At 58.0% G+C, this 17,486-nt stretch carries 17 protein-coding genes, 1 tRNA gene and 1 pseudogene; 7 read left to right on the forward strand and 12 right to left on the reverse strand.

Annotated elements, in window-relative coordinates; genetic code table 11:
• Positions 1 to 11: 11 nt before the first annotated feature.
• Together POR16_RS08510 and POR16_RS08515 are read right to left on the reverse strand one after the other, a co-directional pair.
• A complete protein-coding gene (locus POR16_RS08510) occupies positions 12 to 701 on the reverse strand; it encodes a crotonase/enoyl-CoA hydratase family protein (protein ID WP_005887509.1) in 690 nt (229 codons plus the stop codon).
• A 100-nt stretch (positions 702 to 801) separates the two neighbouring features.
• Positions 802 to 1,095 carry a DUF6388 family protein gene (locus POR16_RS08515; protein WP_005887510.1) on the reverse strand — a complete coding sequence of 98 codons (294 nt, stop codon included), beginning with the start codon at positions 1,093 to 1,095 and terminating at the stop codon, positions 802 to 804.
• Between the two features lie 158 nt (positions 1,096 to 1,253).
• Here POR16_RS08515 and POR16_RS08520 point away from each other — a divergent pair, with 158 nt between their 5' ends.
• Positions 1,254 to 1,583 carry an EthD family reductase gene (locus tag POR16_RS08520; protein ID WP_005887512.1) on the forward strand — a complete coding sequence of 110 codons (330 nt, stop codon included), beginning with the start codon at positions 1,254 to 1,256 and terminating at the stop codon, positions 1,581 to 1,583.
• Between the two features lies 1 nt (position 1,584).
• On the opposite strand, the gene POR16_RS08525 is transcribed toward POR16_RS08520, so the two are convergent.
• A complete protein-coding gene (locus POR16_RS08525) occupies positions 1,585 to 2,004 on the reverse strand; it encodes a DUF4124 domain-containing protein (protein WP_005887514.1) in 420 nt (139 codons plus the stop codon).
• A gap of 150 nt (positions 2,005 to 2,154) precedes the next feature.
• Between POR16_RS08525 and POR16_RS26265 the strand changes: the two genes are divergently transcribed.
• The gene (locus tag POR16_RS26265; RefSeq protein WP_005887515.1) at positions 2,155 to 2,322 is read left to right on the forward strand and encodes a DUF6021 family protein; all 168 of its coding nucleotides are present in this window, start codon (positions 2,155 to 2,157) and stop codon (positions 2,320 to 2,322) included.
• Positions 2,323 to 2,374: 52 nt separating this feature from the next.
• Here the strand turns inward: POR16_RS26265 and POR16_RS08535 are convergent, their stop codons facing one another.
• The 3 genes from POR16_RS08535 to POR16_RS08545 all read right to left on the reverse strand — a co-directional run bounded on the left by POR16_RS08535 (position 2,375) and on the right by POR16_RS08545 (position 4,114).
• Positions 2,375 to 2,743, reverse strand: coding sequence for a c-type cytochrome (locus POR16_RS08535; protein WP_005887516.1), 369 nt, complete (start codon positions 2,741 to 2,743; stop codon positions 2,375 to 2,377).
• A gap of 66 nt (positions 2,744 to 2,809) precedes the next feature.
• On the reverse strand, positions 2,810 to 3,340 hold the full coding sequence (locus POR16_RS08540) for a hypothetical protein (RefSeq protein WP_005887517.1): 531 nt from the start codon (positions 3,338 to 3,340) through the stop codon (positions 2,810 to 2,812).
• Positions 3,341 to 3,610: 270 nt separating this feature from the next.
• On the reverse strand, positions 3,611 to 4,114 hold the full coding sequence (locus POR16_RS08545) for a cupin domain-containing protein (protein WP_024670687.1): 504 nt from the start codon (positions 4,112 to 4,114) through the stop codon (positions 3,611 to 3,613).
• A gap of 178 nt (positions 4,115 to 4,292) precedes the next feature.
• On the opposite strand from POR16_RS08545, the gene POR16_RS08550 reads away from it, so the two are divergent.
• Positions 4,293 to 4,550 carry a DUF1652 domain-containing protein gene (locus POR16_RS08550; protein ID WP_005887520.1) on the forward strand — a complete coding sequence of 86 codons (258 nt, stop codon included), beginning with the start codon at positions 4,293 to 4,295 and terminating at the stop codon, positions 4,548 to 4,550.
• A gap of 311 nt (positions 4,551 to 4,861) precedes the next feature.
• On the opposite strand, the pseudogene POR16_RS26540 reads toward POR16_RS08550, so the two are convergent.
• Positions 4,862 to 5,047 (reverse strand): annotated as a pseudogene (locus POR16_RS26540) (hypothetical protein); the annotation flags it as partial.
• 27 nt (positions 5,048 to 5,074) lie between these two features.
• Here POR16_RS26540 and POR16_RS08555 point away from each other — a divergent pair.
• Positions 5,075 to 5,539 (forward strand): DUF3429 domain-containing protein, encoded by a 465-nt coding sequence (locus tag POR16_RS08555; protein ID WP_005887521.1) that lies wholly within the window; start codon positions 5,075 to 5,077, stop codon positions 5,537 to 5,539.
• 287 nt (positions 5,540 to 5,826) lie between these two features.
• Here POR16_RS08555 and POR16_RS08560 read toward each other — a convergent pair.
• Both POR16_RS08560 and POR16_RS08565 read right to left on the reverse strand, forming a co-directional pair.
• A tRNA-Ser gene (locus POR16_RS08560) sits at positions 5,827 to 5,916 on the reverse strand.
• A gap of 178 nt (positions 5,917 to 6,094) precedes the next feature.
• The gene (locus POR16_RS08565; RefSeq protein ID WP_005887522.1) at positions 6,095 to 6,844 is read right to left on the reverse strand and encodes a 3-oxoacyl-ACP reductase family protein; all 750 of its coding nucleotides are present in this window, start codon (positions 6,842 to 6,844) and stop codon (positions 6,095 to 6,097) included.
• A 113-nt stretch (positions 6,845 to 6,957) separates the two neighbouring features.
• Between POR16_RS08565 and POR16_RS08570 the strand changes: the two genes are divergently transcribed.
• Entirely contained in the window at positions 6,958 to 7,524 is a 567-nt protein-coding gene (locus tag POR16_RS08570; protein ID WP_005887523.1) for a cysteine hydrolase family protein, read from the forward strand.
• 15 nt (positions 7,525 to 7,539) lie between these two features.
• Here POR16_RS08570 and POR16_RS08575 read toward each other — a convergent pair whose 3' ends face one another.
• The 3 genes from POR16_RS08575 to mfd form a co-directional block, all read right to left on the reverse strand.
• Positions 7,540 to 10,296 (reverse strand): DEAD/DEAH box helicase, encoded by a 2,757-nt coding sequence (locus tag POR16_RS08575; RefSeq protein ID WP_005887524.1) that lies wholly within the window; start codon positions 10,294 to 10,296, stop codon positions 7,540 to 7,542.
• A 75-nt stretch (positions 10,297 to 10,371) separates the two neighbouring features.
• Positions 10,372 to 10,896 (reverse strand): CsiV family protein, encoded by a 525-nt coding sequence (locus POR16_RS08580; protein ID WP_005887526.1) that lies wholly within the window; start codon positions 10,894 to 10,896, stop codon positions 10,372 to 10,374.
• A gap of 11 nt (positions 10,897 to 10,907) precedes the next feature.
• Positions 10,908 to 14,360: a transcription-repair coupling factor gene (mfd, locus tag POR16_RS08585; RefSeq protein ID WP_005887528.1), complete on the reverse strand. Its 3,453-nt coding sequence runs from the start codon at positions 14,358 to 14,360 to the stop codon at positions 10,908 to 10,910.
• A gap of 189 nt (positions 14,361 to 14,549) precedes the next feature.
• On the opposite strand from mfd, the gene POR16_RS08590 reads away from it, so the two are divergent.
• Together POR16_RS08590 and POR16_RS08595 are read left to right on the forward strand one after the other, a co-directional pair.
• A complete protein-coding gene (locus POR16_RS08590) occupies positions 14,550 to 16,013 on the forward strand; it encodes a glyceraldehyde-3-phosphate dehydrogenase (RefSeq protein WP_005887531.1) in 1,464 nt (487 codons plus the stop codon).
• Positions 16,014 to 16,159: 146 nt separating this feature from the next.
• On the forward strand, positions 16,160 to 17,422 hold the full coding sequence (locus tag POR16_RS08595) for an MFS transporter (RefSeq protein WP_042931985.1): 1,263 nt from the start codon (positions 16,160 to 16,162) through the stop codon (positions 17,420 to 17,422).
• Positions 17,423 to 17,486 lie beyond the last annotated feature (64 nt).

The following is a 17,486-nucleotide window of genomic DNA, read 5'->3' on the forward strand; positions in this document are numbered from 1 at the left end:
AGCGTCGTGCATCAAAGCATGTTCTGGCGGTCCTGCTCAATGGCTGTCTCAAGCGTGTCGAGCAGCGCTTTTCTGACCTTTAGCTTGGTCTTCCTGTGCGCGCTCATATTGATTTTCTTCATTTGCCCAGCAACCGCCAGAGCGGCGTCCTGCAGTTCTTCGACGCTGACTACCTTGTCCAGAAAGCCTGCGGCCATCGCGCCTTCCGGATCGAACATCTCTGCATTGATCACGGAGCGGTTGAAAGCCGATTTACGCAGTCGATCGCGGGCCAGTTCGATACCGGCGTGGTGCATGGTCATGCCGATCTGCACTTCGTTGAGCCCTATGCTGAACGGGCCTGCAACGCCTATCCGGTAGTCGGCGGACAGCAGCAGAAACGCGCCCTTGGCAACGGCATGGCCGGGGCACGCGACGATGATCGGGAAGGGGTGCGACAGCATGCGCCGCGCGAGCGTCGAGCCTTGAGTGACCAAGTTGATGGCAGCTTCGGGACTTGATGTCATGACCTTGAGGTCGTAGCCACCCGAGAGAATACCGGGCTGACCGGTCAGGATAACGATTGCCCGGTCCTTCTCCGCCTGATCCAGGGCCGCATTGAACGCAACAATCACGTCTGGAGAAATGGCATTGACCTTGCCATTGTTCAGGGTCAGCGTGGCGACACCGTCGTCCAGAGAGTACGAGACCAGATCACTCATGGTGTGATTCCTTTATTGAAGTGAGCAGACGTTACTCATCCACAAAGACGAGGTAAAGCGCTGACTGCCGGGTCACGAAACAACGCGTGCGCTTATGTGCTCACGGCTGGATATCATTCAGGCCGCAATACTCGTCCCATTCCATGCCCAGTGCTTCTGCCACCTGGGCATGGGCCTCCAGACGCATGCTTTTCAGCTGTTCAGGTGATTCGGCAATCAATTCCAGTGCCAGCTCCCACGGCTCGATGCCCTGCGTCTCGGCCTCGTCCTCGAATGCCCATTGCAATTGCTGCTTTTGCTCCTTGGGGCTCAGCACGCTTATTTCATCTTTCAGGGTCGGATGGGCCGCGAGGTATTTCGCCAGCGCAGCCTCGTTCCACTCAAGTGTATTCATGCCTGTTCCTCATACTGTTTGATGGCCGGGCCGTGGTGATGGGCGACCCGACAAGACGGCGTGATTGTGCGCGAGCCGCTCATTGATGTCAGCAGCTGAACGCGACAATCGCCAGAGGGTCCGAGCATTTGTGACCAATCAATCAAGAGGACATCGATATGATCAAAGTCAGCGTGCTGTATGCGTATGAAGAGGGCGCCCGTTTCAACCATGATTACTATCGCGACAACCACTTGCCACTGGTGCAGGAACTGATGGGTGACTACTGCAAGGGCTACAGTGTCGACAGAGGTATCGGTGGTGCTACGCCAGGTTCGGACCCAGCGTACATCGCCATGTGCCATATCTATTGCGATTCCATCGAAGACTTCGAAGCCGGGATGGGGCCGCACTCAAAGCGGATTAATGGCGACATTATCAACTACACCGACCTGATCCCCGAGATACAGATAAGTGAAGTGCGTGCAGAGGTCAAAAACGCTCAGTAAGTTACCGGGCGCCATCCTGGCGAGCCGTTTGTTTTTTTGAGGACATGCCGCCCGAAGGATCGAAGCACTGACTGTTGTAGAGCGGGCTCTGACATTGCGAAGGCACGTTCGGTGCTGGAGGGCGGTTTCGCTGATAGGCCTTGTAGCGCTCCGTTTCGTACACTGTCACACGAGTGCGACCGCCGACCTTCAGGTATTCAGTGGCCTTGAGGTTGGTCTTGTGCACGTAATCCAGCGGCTCGCCCTCGCGCCGTATGTTCGGCGGCCCCTGACGCTGCAGCGCGCTTTGTGCAGTTTCATCGCAGGGGATCGACGCATAGCTCACCTTGCCCTGCGGCGACGTGCATTTGAATATCTCGCTGTGTGCCGCGTTTGCGCCCAGCAAGGCTGCAAAGGCAAGTGTGATTGAAAGCCTTTTCATGGTTTCTCCCTATATGGCGCAAGGCTACCAGTTGCTTCCAGGTGTCGCCAGACCCTCTTGCTGCAAGGGGCCGTTCGTCAGTCGCGTCGCACGGTTATACCGATTTGCTTTCTGAACATCAGGTTCTGAATTTCAACAGTGGAGGCGCATATGACCGGCACACCGCCAGGCAACAACGAAGACAAGAATCATCCGGGCTTTGATGAGGAGTCACCGAAGACCAAAGACCCGCAAATCGACCCGACCGAGCCTGCAAAGACTCCGGCCAGTGATAAAGGCAGCAAGGATGACTACCCTCCATACACGCCCGACAAGTAATTGACCGATTGCCCTTGGTGAGCACCGAGGGCAATTCGTTTTCCGGCTTTTGCTACTTGTTTGCATCCAGGTATTCGAGCAGATCTTCCATTTTTTCATCGCTGCCCATCCACCATAGTTTCATCCGCGTACCGGGCACGACCTCGCTGGGGTCCTTGATGTAGGTGCGCAATTCTTCTCGATTCCAGACCACCCCGGAATTTTTCATTGCGTCGGTATAGACATAGCCTTCCTGCTGCCCCGCCTGCCGACCAATGATGCCGTTCAGTGGCGGGCCAAAAGCGCTGCGTGCTGAAGGGCCTATCTTGTGGCAGCCGGAGCACAGCCGCGTAAAGACCGCTTTGCCGGCTTCCGCATCGCCTGCACCTTGTGCAGGCGAGTGCAGCATCAAGGCCAACACCAATAACGCCGTCTTTTTCATCCATACCCCCTCGCGCATCCGGCCATTCGGTCAAAAGCGGCGAATCTTAACGCAGTTTTCTTCCGCTCACTTGCTGGCAGGCACCTGACTCGCCAGTTCATCGAAGTCACGCTTGTAACTCGCCATCTCGGCTGCACTGACGAAACTCTGTTCGAGCACCAGCTTTTTCGCTCCGGCCTCGAGACTGTCGAGTTGATGGAGAAAACGCTTCTTTTTTCTGGCTTCCATTCGTACGCCCGCTGCGTCGATTGACTGGCGAAGCTCTTGCGCACGGGTGTGGACAAATTCCTGCCCGCGTCGATCAACCGTCAGGCTATTGTTCTCGAGGTAGCCCTCCAGCCCGGTCTTTTTCAACACCAGCCAAAGAGCCTGATCCGGAGTGAATGTGCCTTTGAATTTTTTCACTTTTTTGCTGCTGTCCGCGCCGAGATTGACGTTGATCGGGCATCCGGAGCGATGAGCCAGTTGCTGCAGCGCCTCGTCCAGGCGTTGCGATGGCATGTCGTAGGCGACAGGGGCCATTTGACACGCGGCATAGGCCGGAGCACCTGCCATGCACGCAACGGTGAGGGCCAGCATTTTCAGGGTTTTTTTCATGTTTGCAGGGTTTTCATCTGAATGGACAGGGCTTGGAAATCGTTTTCTGCTGGATGTTCCCTATCTGCCCGACATGCGAGAGCCGTCGTATGCGGTGTATACCAAAACCTGTGAGGCGCATGGCAAAGAGGTCGTGCTCAAATTGCGGACAAAGAAAAGCCCGCGATGGGGGGTAGCGGGCTTAAGGTCTTGCTGGGAATTGAGTTAACAATAAACCCGCGAACGTGAAAAAAGCGTGAACTGCCTGATACAAATTTAAAACAATTGAAATCAGGGTTCGCCGTCCCAGTAATCAAGGTTTTCAGAGGTCCGCTGGTTGGCGCTGAACACACGGGTTCCGTTGGCTGAAACCATCGCCTGATACTTGCCTGAGTCCGGGTATTCACACACCTCCGGCGTCTCCCGCGTGCTGATCGACAGGTATTTCAGCGGTGCCTGCGAAGTATTGATGATCTGGTGAGGGTATTCAGCGCCTGGCGGGATGAACACGATGTCGCCCGTCTTGATTGGCAGCAGCTCGCCTGCGACACGCAAACTGCCTTCGCCCTCGATGATTACGAACATTTCTTCCTGCGCATGATGAAAGTGATAAGGACACGAGCGTTTGCCTGGCGCGACAACGTCAATCGAGGCCCCAAGCTTTTGCGCCGCGGTTCCCGTGCCGAGGCGGGCAGCTGCGCTTTCATACAGCGGCTCGCGAATTTCCTGTGCGAGTGGCGCCTCATTGAAGTTGCGGATCAGACGAGACGCCAAGTCACGTGCGCGTTCATTCATGTCGTCGAGGCTCTGAGAGTTCAGGAGAGAGTACTTTAGACCAGAGAGGGGGATGCGTTACAAGCCAGTGCCTTGATCAGGCAAAACAGCCTGCTGTAGTTGCGCAGTTCGGAAACCTATTGGCATAAAACTCGTCTACACTTCACATCACGATTTGGCCCTTTTCAGAGGACGCACCATGTTTTCAAAAACCGATATTCAGCGAGTTCTTGAAACAGCTTTTCTGCCTTCCCGGTGCGAGTGCGTCGTAGCGTCGAATGAAACCTTCTCAGTGAAGCTTCTGCACCCTCAATCAGGCGATATCCAGTTATACGTGATGGGGCTGTCTTTTTCCGAGGTAGAAAGCAGCAGATCCATCGCGCGGCTGGTGCTGTCCCTGAGAGAGCAGAGAGACCTTATGGGGCAGATGGAATTGTCCATGCGCCGACTGGCGTAGGGCGGGAGCGGACATTCCAGCACCGAGCTTGAGGTATGCCTGGAAACAGGCGAGTGTGCTGAGACAGCTGTAGTAGTCAGATGACACCGTGTACTGCGATCCAGATGCCGGTGGCCGAAGGAAGAGAACTACTCCAGCGGGTTACCACGTTGCGAGGCTCTAAAGCCTACCCGAGCCTTGATAGGGTTCTCGAGCACATGCAGGACGAGTTCAGTGCCTCAATCGACATCGTTGATAACTCACTGACTTGGCGACCCTGGTGCCAGTAAAACTCGCCACGCTCATAGAGTTTCTTTATCCCGCATACCCTGCTAGATGTCATTACCGGCATCGTACGGCCTTGGTACTCTCGGCACCGACATGTTGATTCTGCGCCAGAAGGCTTCAGAGAAACTGTAAACCGAGAAAGCAATCAGCCCTGATATCATCATCACCATCAACTAACCAGTTGGAAGATTTTGTAGCGGGTCTGAGGCCTTTTTTGGGTCTTCAGCCCTGAGTTTCGCTCACTGCAAGGAATACAAATGAACGCGTTACCTTCAACCTCTCTGCCAAAGCACGTCAGACTGCTGGGTTATGGCGGTCTGTTGCCGTTTATTTTTCTAGCGCTGCTGGTCCCGTTCTCTCTCGACCATCAGCCGTTGATTGCGATTGCGCTAGTTAACTATGGTGCAGTTATCCTGAGCTTTGTCGGAGCCTTGCACTGGGGTTTCGCCATGACCGCGCAAGACATGAGTGCCGAGCAGAGAAGCGCTCGGTTCGTCTGGAGTATCATTCCTGCGCTTATTGCCTGGATTGCCACGTTATTGCCAATGCCATTGGGTTGCTTGCTGTTGGTCATCGGCTTAGTTGCCCACCTCCGGCAGGACAGACAGCTGTTGCGGATTATTAGCTTGCCCGCCTGGTACCTGCCGATGCGGTTGCGGCTTACCCTAGTGGCTAGCGCCTGCTTATTGCTTGCCGCGATAGTTGAGGCGCTTCACTCGTGAAGCCTCCTGTGCCTGGCAGTGGGGCCAGGGCAAGCTTCAGGTGCTTGGCGAATTACTGTCAGCGTCGGGGAATGTGCATCGGCTGAGGTGCTTGAAATGGAGCGTCAAAGGCGGCGAGTTTCTCGGGATCTCACTGCAGTCTCGCGATGCAAAAGCGATTGCTGAAACATAGAGGGTCGCCCCCAATCCTGAGTACTTCAGCCGTTTGATTGAATCTTTCAGACCCCAGAAACCACAAAACCCCTGAAATTCTTCAATGAATTCAGGGGTTTTGCGTGTTTCAAATATGGCGGTGAAGGAGGGATTCGAACCCTCGATACAATTTCTTGTATACACACTTTCCAGGCGTGCTCCTTAAGCCACTCGGACACCTCACCGTATCCCGACGACAACGTTGTGTCTGCCGAGGCGCGCTAATGTAGTCGAAAGCTTTTCTTAACGCAAAACTTTTTTTCAGATTTTTCATGTGGTTAAGCAAATAAATGCTTATTCGCCAGTAAATGGCTCAGGCAGGCGATGCGGCCCCGTTTCATGGGGCCGCCTGTCTCGGGGCGATCAGGCGCTGAAGCCGCCGTCGATGGTCAGGCTGGCGCCTGTGATGAAGCCAGCTTCAGGGCCGGCGAGGTAGGCAACAAAGCTGGCGATTTCTTCGCTTGTGCCGTAGCGGGGGAGCGCCATCAGCGCTTTCAGGCTTTCGGCGAATTCGCCTTGCGCCGGGTTCATGTCGGTGTCGACCGGGCCGGGCTGTACGTTGTTGACGGTGATGCCTTGCGGACCGAGGTCGCGGGCCATGCCTTTGGTGAGACCGATCAGGGCCGATTTGCTCATGGCATAGGTCGCGCCGCCGGCAAAGGGCATGCGGTCGGCGTTGGTGCTGCCGATGTTGATGATACGGCTGCCTTCCTCCATATGCCGGGCGGCTTCCTGACTGGCGATGAACACGCTGCGTACGTTGATGGCCAGCGTCCTGTCAAAATCCTCCATGCTGAATTCGTTGAGCGGGGCAATCGCCAGCACGCCTGCGTTATTGACCAGGATGTCCAGTCTGCCAAGGGTTTCGGCGGTTGTCTGCACCGCCTGGCGCAGAGCTTTCTCGTCAGCGCTGTCGGCATGAATAGCCAGTGCTCTTCCGCCGTTGGCATTGATGCTGTCTTGAATTTCCAGCGCATTGACTTCGGAGTTGGCATAGGTAAATGCCACTGCGGCGCCGTCTTTGGCCAGTCGCCGCACGATGGCTGCACCGATGCCACGTGAGCCGCCTTGCACCAGCGCTACTTTGCCAGCGAGTTTGAGGTGTTCGATCATGGTGTTCTCCTGTTGGGCCGGTCTCGGGCAAGCCTTGGCTTGTCGACGATTGCGACCAGAATAGACCCTGATTGCGATAGTCTTGCTGAACCAAAAGTTCGGACTGATTCATCATGGATATTCAAGGCAACTGCGCGTTGATCCTGATCGACCTGCAACAGGGCATCAATCACCCCAAGCTCGGGCGGCGCAATAACCCGCAGGCAGAGACGCATATCAGCGCGCTGCTTGACGCTTGGCGGCATTGCGGACGCCCGGTGATCCACGTGCGACATTTTTCGACATCGCCTGAGTCGGTGTTCTGGCCTGAGCAGTCTGGCGTCGAGTATCAATCGGCATTTCTGCCAAACGCCGATGAGCGTGAGCTGAGCAAGCAGGTGCCTGACGCATTTTGCGGGTCGTTTCTGGAGATGTGGCTGCGTTCTGACGGGATCAGGCAGGTGGTGATCGCGGGCGTGGTGACCAACAACTCCGTCGAATCTACTGCGCGCAGCGGTGGCAATCTGGGCTTTGAGGTGGTGGTGGCGCATGACGCCTGTTTCACCTTCGACCAAAAGGACTTCTTCGGCACGCCGCGCAGTGCCGAAGAGGTGCATGCGATGTCTCTGGCCAATCTGCACGGCGAATACGCCACGGTCTTGTCCACGGCGCAGATTCTTCAGTCCGTCACTGGAGAATAAGCGCTTCGGGTCAGGTCACTTTCGGGTCTTTTTCGGCGCTGCGGGCAGCGGTGCGAAAAGGGCCTGCAGGTCTTCGTCGCGCAGTTTCCAGTCGCCGCTGGTTCGGCCGTCCAGCACGCCGGCTGCCAGTGCCGATTTTTCCCGTTGCAGGCGCTGGATTTTCTCTTCCACGGTGCCGCGCGCGATCATTTTGTAAACGAATACCGGCTTGTCCTGGCCAATGCGATAAGCGCGGTCAGTGGCCTGGTTTTCTGCTGCCGGGTTCCACCAGGGGTCGTAATGGATCACGGTGTCGGCGGCGGTCAGGTTGAGGCCGGTACCGCCGGCTTTCAGGCTGATCAGGAAGATGGGCAGCTTGCCGCTCTGGAAGTCGTGAATCGGTGTGCGTCGGTCACGCGTCGAGCCGGTCAGCAATGCGTAGGCAATGCCGCGCTGTTTCAGCTCTTCTTCGATCAGGCTGAGCATCGAGGTGAACTGGGAGAACAGCAGAATCTTGCGACCTTCGGCCAACAATTCCTCGAACATCTCCATCAGGCTGTTGAGCTTGCCCGAGGTGCCTTGCTTGCTGTTGGCCGGCATGTCCTGATTGACCAGTCGCAGGTCGCAGCACACCTGACGCAGCTTGAGCAGCGCCTCGAGAATGATGATCTGGCTGCGCGCCACGCCCTTGCGGGTGATCTCGTCTCTGACCTTTTTGTCCATCGCCAGACGCACGGTTTCATATACGTCGCGCTGTGCGTCGTTAAGATCTACCCAGTGAATGATCTCGGTCTTGGGTGGCAGCTCGGTCGCCACCTGCTCTTTGGTGCGGCGCAGCAGGAACGGCTTGATGCGCGCATTGAGGTGATGCAGGCGATCCTGGTTGCCGTGTTTTTCAATGGCCGTTCGGTAGTTGCTGTTGAATTCCTTGCTGTTGCCCAGCCAGCCGGGCATGAGGAAGTGAAACAGTGACCACAGCTCGCCCAGGTGGTTTTCCAGCGGCGTGCCGCTCAGGCACAGGCGCTGACGTGCATTGAGGTTGCGTGCAGCCTGGGCAGCCTTGCTATTGGGGTTCTTGATGTACTGCGCTTCATCGAGAATCAGCACGTGGAAGGGCTGCTTTTCAAGCAGCTCAAGGTCCCTTGGCAGCAGCGCATAGGTGGTCAGAATCAGGTCGTAATCCTGCAGGTTGCCTGCGTCCTGGTGACGATTGGCACCATACAGCGCCAGCACCTTGAGGTCTGGCGTAAAGTGCTCGGCTTCGTCCAGCCAGTTGGGGATCAGGCTGGTCGGCATGACCGCTAGCGCAGGTCGGTCGAGGCGTCCGGCCTGTTTCTCCATCAACAGATGCGCCAGGGTCTGCAGCGTTTTGCCCAGGCCCATGTCATCCGCCAGTACGCCGCCCACTTCCAGCTCGCGCAACGACTGCATCCAGCTGAGACCTTCCAGCTGATAGGGCCGCAACGTGGCGTTCAGGCCATCGGGCAGGCTGACCGGTGCGTCCTTGATGTTGATCAGGCGCTCGGCAAAATGGCGCAGACGGTCGCCGCCCTGCCAGGTCAGCGGCAGGTCTTCAAGCTGGGTCAGGCGTGCAGCATCGGCCTTGCTCATGCGCAGCGCGTTGTTGCCGTCCTGACGCCAGTAGAAATCACCCAGCGTCGCCAGCACCGGCTTGAGCCGGCCGTAGGGCAGGGCGATCTGCACCGGGCTGCCGCCGCTCTGGGTGAAATGGTTGAGCTGCACCAGCAATTGTTCTTCGTCGCCGCGTTTGGCCACGGCGGTAGGGCTCATCAGTTCGGGATGGCTGCGAATCAGGTTGATCAGGATCGGCAGCAGGCTCAGGCGCTCGCCGTTGACGATAATGCCCAGTTCCAGGTCGAACCAGTCGCGCTCGTTTTCTTCGTCGATTACCGCGTACCAGTCTTCCACTGGCGTGACATCGAAGCCGAACTCTTCCTGAATCTCGATTTCCCAGCCTTGCTCACGCAGCCGGGGCAGGTCGTCGAGTACGAAATGCAGCCATGCCTTGTCGTTGGGCAGTTCGTACATGTCACCAGCGCTGTCAGGCAACGCCTTGCTCTGCCGGGTTGCGACCTTGAAGCCCAGATCGGCGAGTTCCTGACGCAGCTGCCGTTCCTTCTCGCCCTGGCGACGTATGCGCAGCGTTTCGGTTTCGGTGTGTTCGATGATGTCGCTTTTCTGGTTGACCAGATCACTGCCCAGCGAACTGACCAGAATGCTCACGTTGGTGGTGCCGACCGCGTAGTGCTTGCCGTAGGCAAATGCCAGTGCGGCGCGATGCTGGATGTGTCGCTGCATGCGGCCGTTACGTGGCTCGTAGGCACTGAACTCGATGCTCGCCAGTATCAGTCTGGGGCGAGGTTGCAGGTCATCGATCAAGCGCTCCGGCAGTTTGAGTCGTTGCACTGCCTGCTGTTCGACCTGTTGCTCTATCTCCCGCTGGTGCGAACTCAGAGCGGCCTGTAACAGTGGCCGGTTTTCCGGGTCCTGAAGAAAGAGCATCGCTGCCACGCAATGTTTGCAGTCGTTGCGAACCGGGCAGGTGCATTTGCAGGTCAGGAAGTTCTTGTAGCGATCAGGGTCTTTGAACAGCAGGGTCTGGGTATAGATCTGCAGGCCAGAGCCCCGGCATGCAGTACGGATGATCTGCGGGCTGGAGTCTTCCAGCACGATGCGTTTTTGCCGGGCATAGTCACGCCCTCGCTCAAGCGTTCGATCGTGGAATAAGTCTGTCCAGGCCGCGGCCAGGACTTTTTCAAGGATGGACGACAAGTTTTAAAAAGCCCTACGCCGCAGCGATACTCAAAAGAAAGGGAGCGCCGCAGCGTCCCTTGCGTACGTAAAAAATCAAAGAGGAGAAACCTTGATCAGCAACGCGAGGTTGCCATTATCCAGATAGGTCAGCTCGCCATTTTTCACCCTGGCGGTCTGCTTCAGCCGTTCGCTGCTGATGACCACGCCGTGCGGGTCCAGCTGATTGACCCAGAATTGCGCATCGATATCAGTGAAGCGCGCCAAGGCGAGAGTCACGGTGCCCTCGATAGGGAAATGCCCGAGTTTCTCTTCACCGCTGGTCACCGCCATTTTGCCGGGCTCGGTGCCGATGTTCTGCTGCCAGGCGCGCTGCATCAGCACGTCATAGCCGCCGCTGCCTTGAAGTTTACCCGCCAGATCCATCAGCGCGGGGCTTCGTTCATTGCCCGAGTCGATTCTCTGCGCGCCATTGTCCCAGTTTTCCGGCACGCGCTGGCGGGTCGAGGCGGGTTCGCCATGTTGGCGAAACAGCAGGACCTCGACCTGATACAGGCCGTCCGCGAACGCTGTCGGGGCGACCAGCGTCAGCAGCAGGATCAATGAACGGAACAAAAGCATGCGTGAATCCTTCAAGCAGTTTTCGGGGTCAGGCGCTCAAACAGCGCTTCGATCGTATTGAAGCGCTCTTCCGGACGCTCCATTGGCACCATGAATTTGAACAGTGTGGCACCCTCGAACTTGTAGCGGTTGGGCTGGCTCTGGATCAGCTTGATCAGCGTCAGCGGGTCAACCGGGGTATCGGCCGCGAACTCGATACGGCCACCCTGGGGACCCGCGTCGACTTTCTTGATACCCAATTGTTCGGCCTGCAACTTGAGCAGCGTGATCCGGACCAGATGCTTGGTCGGCTCTGGCAGCAGACCGAATCGGTCGATCATTTCGACTTGCAGGTCCTTCAGCGCGTCTTCGTCTGCCGCGTTGGCAATGCGCTTGTAGAGAATCAGGCGGGTGTGTACGTCTGGCAGGTAGGCTTCCGGGATCAGGGCCGGCACGCGCAGGTTTATTTCCGGACCGCCGCCCAGCGGTTGATCAAGGTTAGGCTGTTCGCCCTTGCGGATGGCCTTGACCGCACGCTCGAGCATCTCCATGTACAGCGTAAAGCCCACTGCCTGGATCTGCCCGCTCTGGCCGTCACCCAGCAGCTCACCTGCGCCGCGGATTTCCAGGTCATTGGTGGCAAGCACGAAGCCTGCGCCGAGGTCCTGAGTATTGGCGATTGCTTCCAGGCGCTTTTCGGCGTCATGGGTGATCTGCTTGCGCGGTGGGGTCAGCAGGTAGGCATAGGCCTGGTGGTGACTGCGCCCGACGCGACCGCGCAACTGGTGCAACTGAGCCAGGCCGAACTTGTCCGCGCGTTCGATGATGATGGTGTTGGCGCTCGGCACGTCGATACCGGTTTCGATGATGGTCGAGGCGATCAGCACATTGAAGCGCTTGTGGTAGAAGTCGCTCATGACCTGCTCGAGATCACGTTCGCGCATCTGCCCGTGGCCGATGCCGATACGCGCTTCCGGCACCAGTTCGGCCAGGTCTGCCGCGCATTTCTCGATGGTCTTGACGTCGTTGTGCAGGTAATAGACTTGCCCGCCGCGCAGTAACTCGCGCAGCAGGGCTTCCTTGATCGTCGGTTTGTTCTGCTCCATGACGAAGGTGCGTACCGACAGCCTGCGCGCCGGTGGCGTGGCGATGATCGACAGATCACGCATGCCCGACACGGCCATGTTCAGGGTGCGCGGGATCGGTGTTGCGGTCAGGGTCAGAATGTCGACTTCGCTGCGCAGCGCCTTGAGCTGTTCTTTCTGGCGAACGCCGAAGCGGTGTTCTTCGTCGATGATCACCAGACCGAGGTTTTTGATCTTCACGTCGTCCTGCAGCAGCTTGTGCGTGCCGATGACGATGTCGATCTTGCCTTCTGCCAGATCGGCAACGGCAGCACTGACTTCCTTGGCGGATTTGAAGCGGCTCATCACCTCTACAGTTACCGGCCAGTCGGCAAAACGGTCGCGAAAACTGTTGTAGTGCTGCTGGGCGAGAAGTGTGGTGGGCACCAGGATTGCGACCTGACGCCCGCCGTGAACGGCAATGAATGCGGCACGCATGGCCACTTCGGTCTTACCGAAGCCCACGTCGCCGCACACCAGTCGGTCCATCGGTTTGGGCGCCAGCATGTCGGCGCGCACGGCTTCGATGGTGGTCTGCTGGTCCGGAGTTTCCTCGAACGGAAAACCGGCACTGAACGTTGCGTAATCGGCTTTCGGGTCGGCGAACGCATAGCCTTCGCGGGCGGCGCGGCGCGCATAGATATCGAGCAATTCGGCCGCCACGTCTCGGACCTGTTCGGCTGCCTTGCGTTTGGCCTTCTGCCAGGTTTCCGAGCCCAGCCGGTGTAACGGCGCCATCTCGTCATCGCTGCCTGTATAGCGTGCGATCAGGTGCAGGTTGGCGACCGGTACGTAAAGCTTGGCGTCCTCGGCGTAGGCCAGCATCAGAAATTCAGCGACCTGGTTCTCGACTTCCAGCGTCGCGAGTCCCAGATAACGACCGACACCATGATCGATATGCACCACCGGCGCGCCTTCGCGCAGCTCGGTCAGGTTCTTGATCACGGCATCGTTGTTGCCGCCGTCGGTGCGTTTTTCACGGCGCCGACGCTGCATCACGCGTTGACCGAACAGCGGGCTTTCAGCAACCAGCGCCAGCGCAGGCTGTTCAAGCAGCAGGCCGTCGTCCAGCGGTGCGATGGTGATTGCCAGGCGGTCTTTGCCGTCGACAAAATCGAGCCAGCTGTCGACCGTTTTCGGGCGCAGCTTCAGGCGCTCGAGCAGTTCCAGCAGCACTTCACGACGTCCGGCGGATTCGGCGGTGAACAGCACGCGACCGGGGAACTCGTCGAGGAATTTCGACAATGCCGCCAATGGCTGGGTGGCCTTGGCTTCGATGGACAGGTCTGGCAGAACCTGCGCAGGAAAGCGTTCGCGTCCGGCACCGGCGTCTACGTCCTGCTGGCTCGCCACCACGCGCGGCCAGTTCTTCAGGCGCGCGAAGCAGTCTTCCACCGGCAGGAACAACTCGGCCGGAGGCAGCAGCGGACGGGCCGTATCGACGCGACGCTCTTCGTAACGATTGCGCACGTCGTTCCAGAAGTTCTCTGCTGCCTGCTCGATGCCTGGCAGCGAGAACACTTGGGTGTCCTGCGGCAGGTAATCGAACAAGGTCGAGGTTTCTTCGAAGAACAGCGGTATGTAGTACTCGATGCCGGCCGGGGTAATGCCGCTGCTCAAGTCCTGAAAGATCGGGCTGCGTCGGAAGTCGACATCGAAGCGCTCGCGAAAGCGCGCCTTGAAGCGCGTGACTTCCTCTTTCTGCAGCGGAAATTCGCGGGCCGGCAACAGACGCACCGATTCGACCTTGTCGATGGAGCGCTGGGTGTCCGGGTCAAAGGTGCGCAGGGTTTCGATCTCGTCATCGAACAGGTCGATGCGAAACGGCAGCTTGCTGCCCATCGGGAACAGATCGATCAGCGCCCCACGAACAGTGAACTCGCCGTGCTCGTAAACCGTGTCCACATAGCGGTAGCCGCTGGCTTCCAGACGGGTGCGCATGGCGTCCACGTCGAGCTTCTGACCGACATCCAGCACCAGGCTGCTGCCAAGCAGGAATTTGGTCGGCGCGAGTCTGTGTAGGGCCGTGGTAATAGGTACTACCAAAACGCCATGCTCCAGCTCCGGCAAGCGGTAAAGGCTGGCGATACGCTGGGAGATGATGTCCTGATGCGGCGAAAACAAGTCGTAGGGCAGGGTTTCCCAGTCCGGGAAGTGCAGCACCGGTAGCGTGGGGGCGAAAAACTTCAGCTCTTGCTCAAGACGCTCGGCGCTTTGGCTGTCGGCGGTCAAAAGCAGGGTGAAGCGCTTGGCTGCGCTGGCGGCCTCGGCAATGGCCAGGCTCAGTGCAGCACCGGGAAGGTTGCCCCAGTGTTGTTTGCCTGCAGCGGCAGAAAGATGCGGTAGACGCAGAACGGGCACGGAAGGTCAGGCTCCAGGCGTTGCGACAGGGGCGGCGATTGTAACGGGGGAAGGTGGTGGCTGTCAGTTTTCCAGCGTGTTACCTGATATTTACGGTTAGAAATTATGTAGTGCCGGCTGATCTGACAGCCGCGCATTGCTCATAAACACTGGCGCGGTCATAATGTAGCCCCTTTTTTCAGCCCCTACATGTGGAAGGTTCCCGTGAATCAGAAGCCCGACCAGTGTCTTGGTGAATGGATTGATCGTGAAGCCCTCGCCGAAGCGATGATCCCTCTCATCGGTCAGCTCTACCGCAATAACAACGTGGTAAGTTCGATCTATGGCCGCAGCCTGATCAACCGTTCAGTCATCGCGATTCTCAAAGCTCACCGCTTCGCGCGTCATCGTCAGTCCGATGCGGTCGAGTTGTCCGTACATGAGACGTTCCCGCTTATAAAGGCGATGAGCGAGCTCAAGCTGGGTGCCGCTTCGGTGGACCTCGGCAAGCTGGCCGTGAAATTCAAGACTGAAGGCAACGGTCGCACGCCTGAGCAGTTCGTGCGCGAAGAACTCGCCAGTGTAGTGGGTCAGCAGGGCACCAGCCCGCGTAAAGGCACCGACGTCGTGCTGTACGGTTTCGGCCGTATCGGTCGTCTGCTGGCGCGAATCCTGATCGAGAAGACCGGCGGCGGCGATGGCTTGCGTCTGCGCGCCATCGTGGTTCGCAAAGGTGCTGAGAACGATCTGGTCAAGCGTGCCAGCCTGCTGCGCCGTGATTCGGTACACGGCCCGTTCGACGGCACCATCACCATTGATGAGGCCAACAGCACCATCACTGCCAACGGCAACCTGATTCAGGTGATCTATGCCAAGAACCCTACCGAGGTGGATTACACCCAGTACGGTATCAAGGACGCCTTGCTGGTCGACAACACCGGTGTGTGGCGTGACGCCGAAGGTCTGGGCCAGCATCTGGCGTGCCCGGGTATCGACCGCGTCGTGTTGACCGCGCCTGGAAAAGGCAAGCTGAAGAACATCGTGCACGGCATCAACCACGGTGAAATCACCGCTGACGACAAGATCGTTTCTGCGGCATCCTGCACCACCAACGCCATTGTGCCGGTGCTGAAGGCTGTCAACGACAAGTTCGGCATCACCAACGGTCACGTCGAAACAGTTCACTCGTACACCAACGACCAGAACCTGATCGACAACTTCCACAAAGGCGATCGCCGTGGCCGTAGCGCTGCACTGAACATGGTAATCACCGAGACCGGTGCCGCCACTGCTGCTGCCAAGGCATTGCCTGAACTGGCCGGCAAGCTGACCGGTAACGCGATTCGCGTTCCGACGCCGAACGTTTCGATGGCCATTCTCAACCTCAACCTTGAGAAGCCGACCTCCCGCGAAGAAATGAACGAGTACCTGCGCTACATGGCGCTGCACTCGGACCTGCACAAGCAGATCGATTTCGTGAACTCGCAGGAAGTGGTATCCACCGACTTCGTGGGCTCGCGCCACGCCGGCGTCGTGGATGCCGAAGCCACCATCGTCAACGACAACCGCGTTGTGCTGTACGTCTGGTACGACAACGAATTCGGTTACAGCCACCAGGTTGTGCGCGTGATGGAAGACATGGCAGACGTCAATCCGCCAGCTTTCCCGCAATAAGCCTGAACGCTTGAGTTGCCGGGCCTGACCGGGCAGCGATAAAAACGGGCCGAACCCTGCGCCAGCAGGTTTCGGCCCGTTTCGTTTTGTGGTGTGTCGTGAGAATCTGTCAGGCGCAGCCCATAACAATGACAGAGCGGTAAAGGATGAGCAGTTCGGCCATGGACGATTCGCAGCAACCACTCAGAAGCAGCTTCTTCCTGCTGTTTTTGACGATTTTCATCCCCTTTGGTCTGGGGCATTTCGTTTCCTACCTGTTTCGTACTGTCAACGCAGTGATCTACGTTGACCTGCAAACCGACCTCAGCTTGCCTGCGAGCAGCCTCGGGCTGCTGACGGGCGTGTATTTCCTCAGCTTCGCAGCCGCGCAGATTCCCCTCGGCGTAATGCTCGATCGTTATGGCCCGCGCAGCGTACAGGCGCCGATGCTGTTGTTTGCGGTCGCCGGTTCGGTCATTTTTAGTGTCTCCAGTACCGAGACGGGGCTGCTGATAGGGCGTGGTCTGATCGGGCTTGGGGTAGCGGGCTCGCTGATGAGTGCGATCAAGGCGTGCGCCATCTGGTTGCCGGTCGAGCGTTTGCCGCTGAGTACCGCCTGCCTGCTGTCGATTGGCGGACTGGGCGCGATGGCGTCGACCACGCCCCTGCATGTACTGCTGAGCTGGTTGACCTGGCGGGAAGCGTTTCTGATTCTGGCGCTGCTGACCTTTTGTGTGGCGGTGGTCATACACCTCAGTGTTCCCAAGGCCTACGAGAGCAAAAGTACCCGCTACAGCGATATGTTTGCTGCGGTCGGCAAACTGTACTCGTCATGGACGTTCTGGCGTCTGGCGTTGTACTCGGTGTTCTCCCACGCCATCTACATGTCGGTCCTGTCGCTGTGGATGGGGCCGTGGTTACGCGATATGGCGGGCTTGAGTGATTCGGGGATGGCCAATGTGCTGTTGTTCGGCGCTATCGCAATGGTGGCGGGGTCCCTTACGTTCGGCACGATCACCGATTATCTGCGCAGGTTCGGCGTGCAGCCGATCATGATCTGCGGCACCGGAATGGTGATCTTTATCGTCTTCCAGATGCTGATGGCCAGCGGCTTGCCAGTATCTCCATACCTGATTGCCATGGGTTTCAGCTTCTTCGGGACCTCGACCACCATGAACTACGCCATCGTGGCGCAATCGGTATCACCGGAGCTTGCGGGAAGGGTCAGCTCTTCCTTCAATCTGGTGGTGTTCGTGCTCGCGTTTTGTCTGCAATGGCTGATAGGGGCGTTGCTGAGCTTGTGGTCAGTCGGGCAGGGAGGCGGGCATCCACTTGATGCCTATCAGTGGTCGCTGGGTCTGATGATTGCGTTGCAATTGCCTGGCGTGCTGCTTTGGCTCAGCTTCCGGCCCTGGAAGCGTATTGCCTGAAAACACAAAACCCCGGTCCGAGATACCCGGGCCGGGGTTTTGTTTGTCTACAGGTCCAGCGATG

Origin of the sequence: Pseudomonas coronafaciens pv. oryzae str. 1_6, assembly GCF_000156995.2 — a bacterium.
Taxonomy (GTDB): domain Bacteria; phylum Pseudomonadota; class Gammaproteobacteria; order Pseudomonadales; family Pseudomonadaceae; genus Aquipseudomonas; species Aquipseudomonas tremae.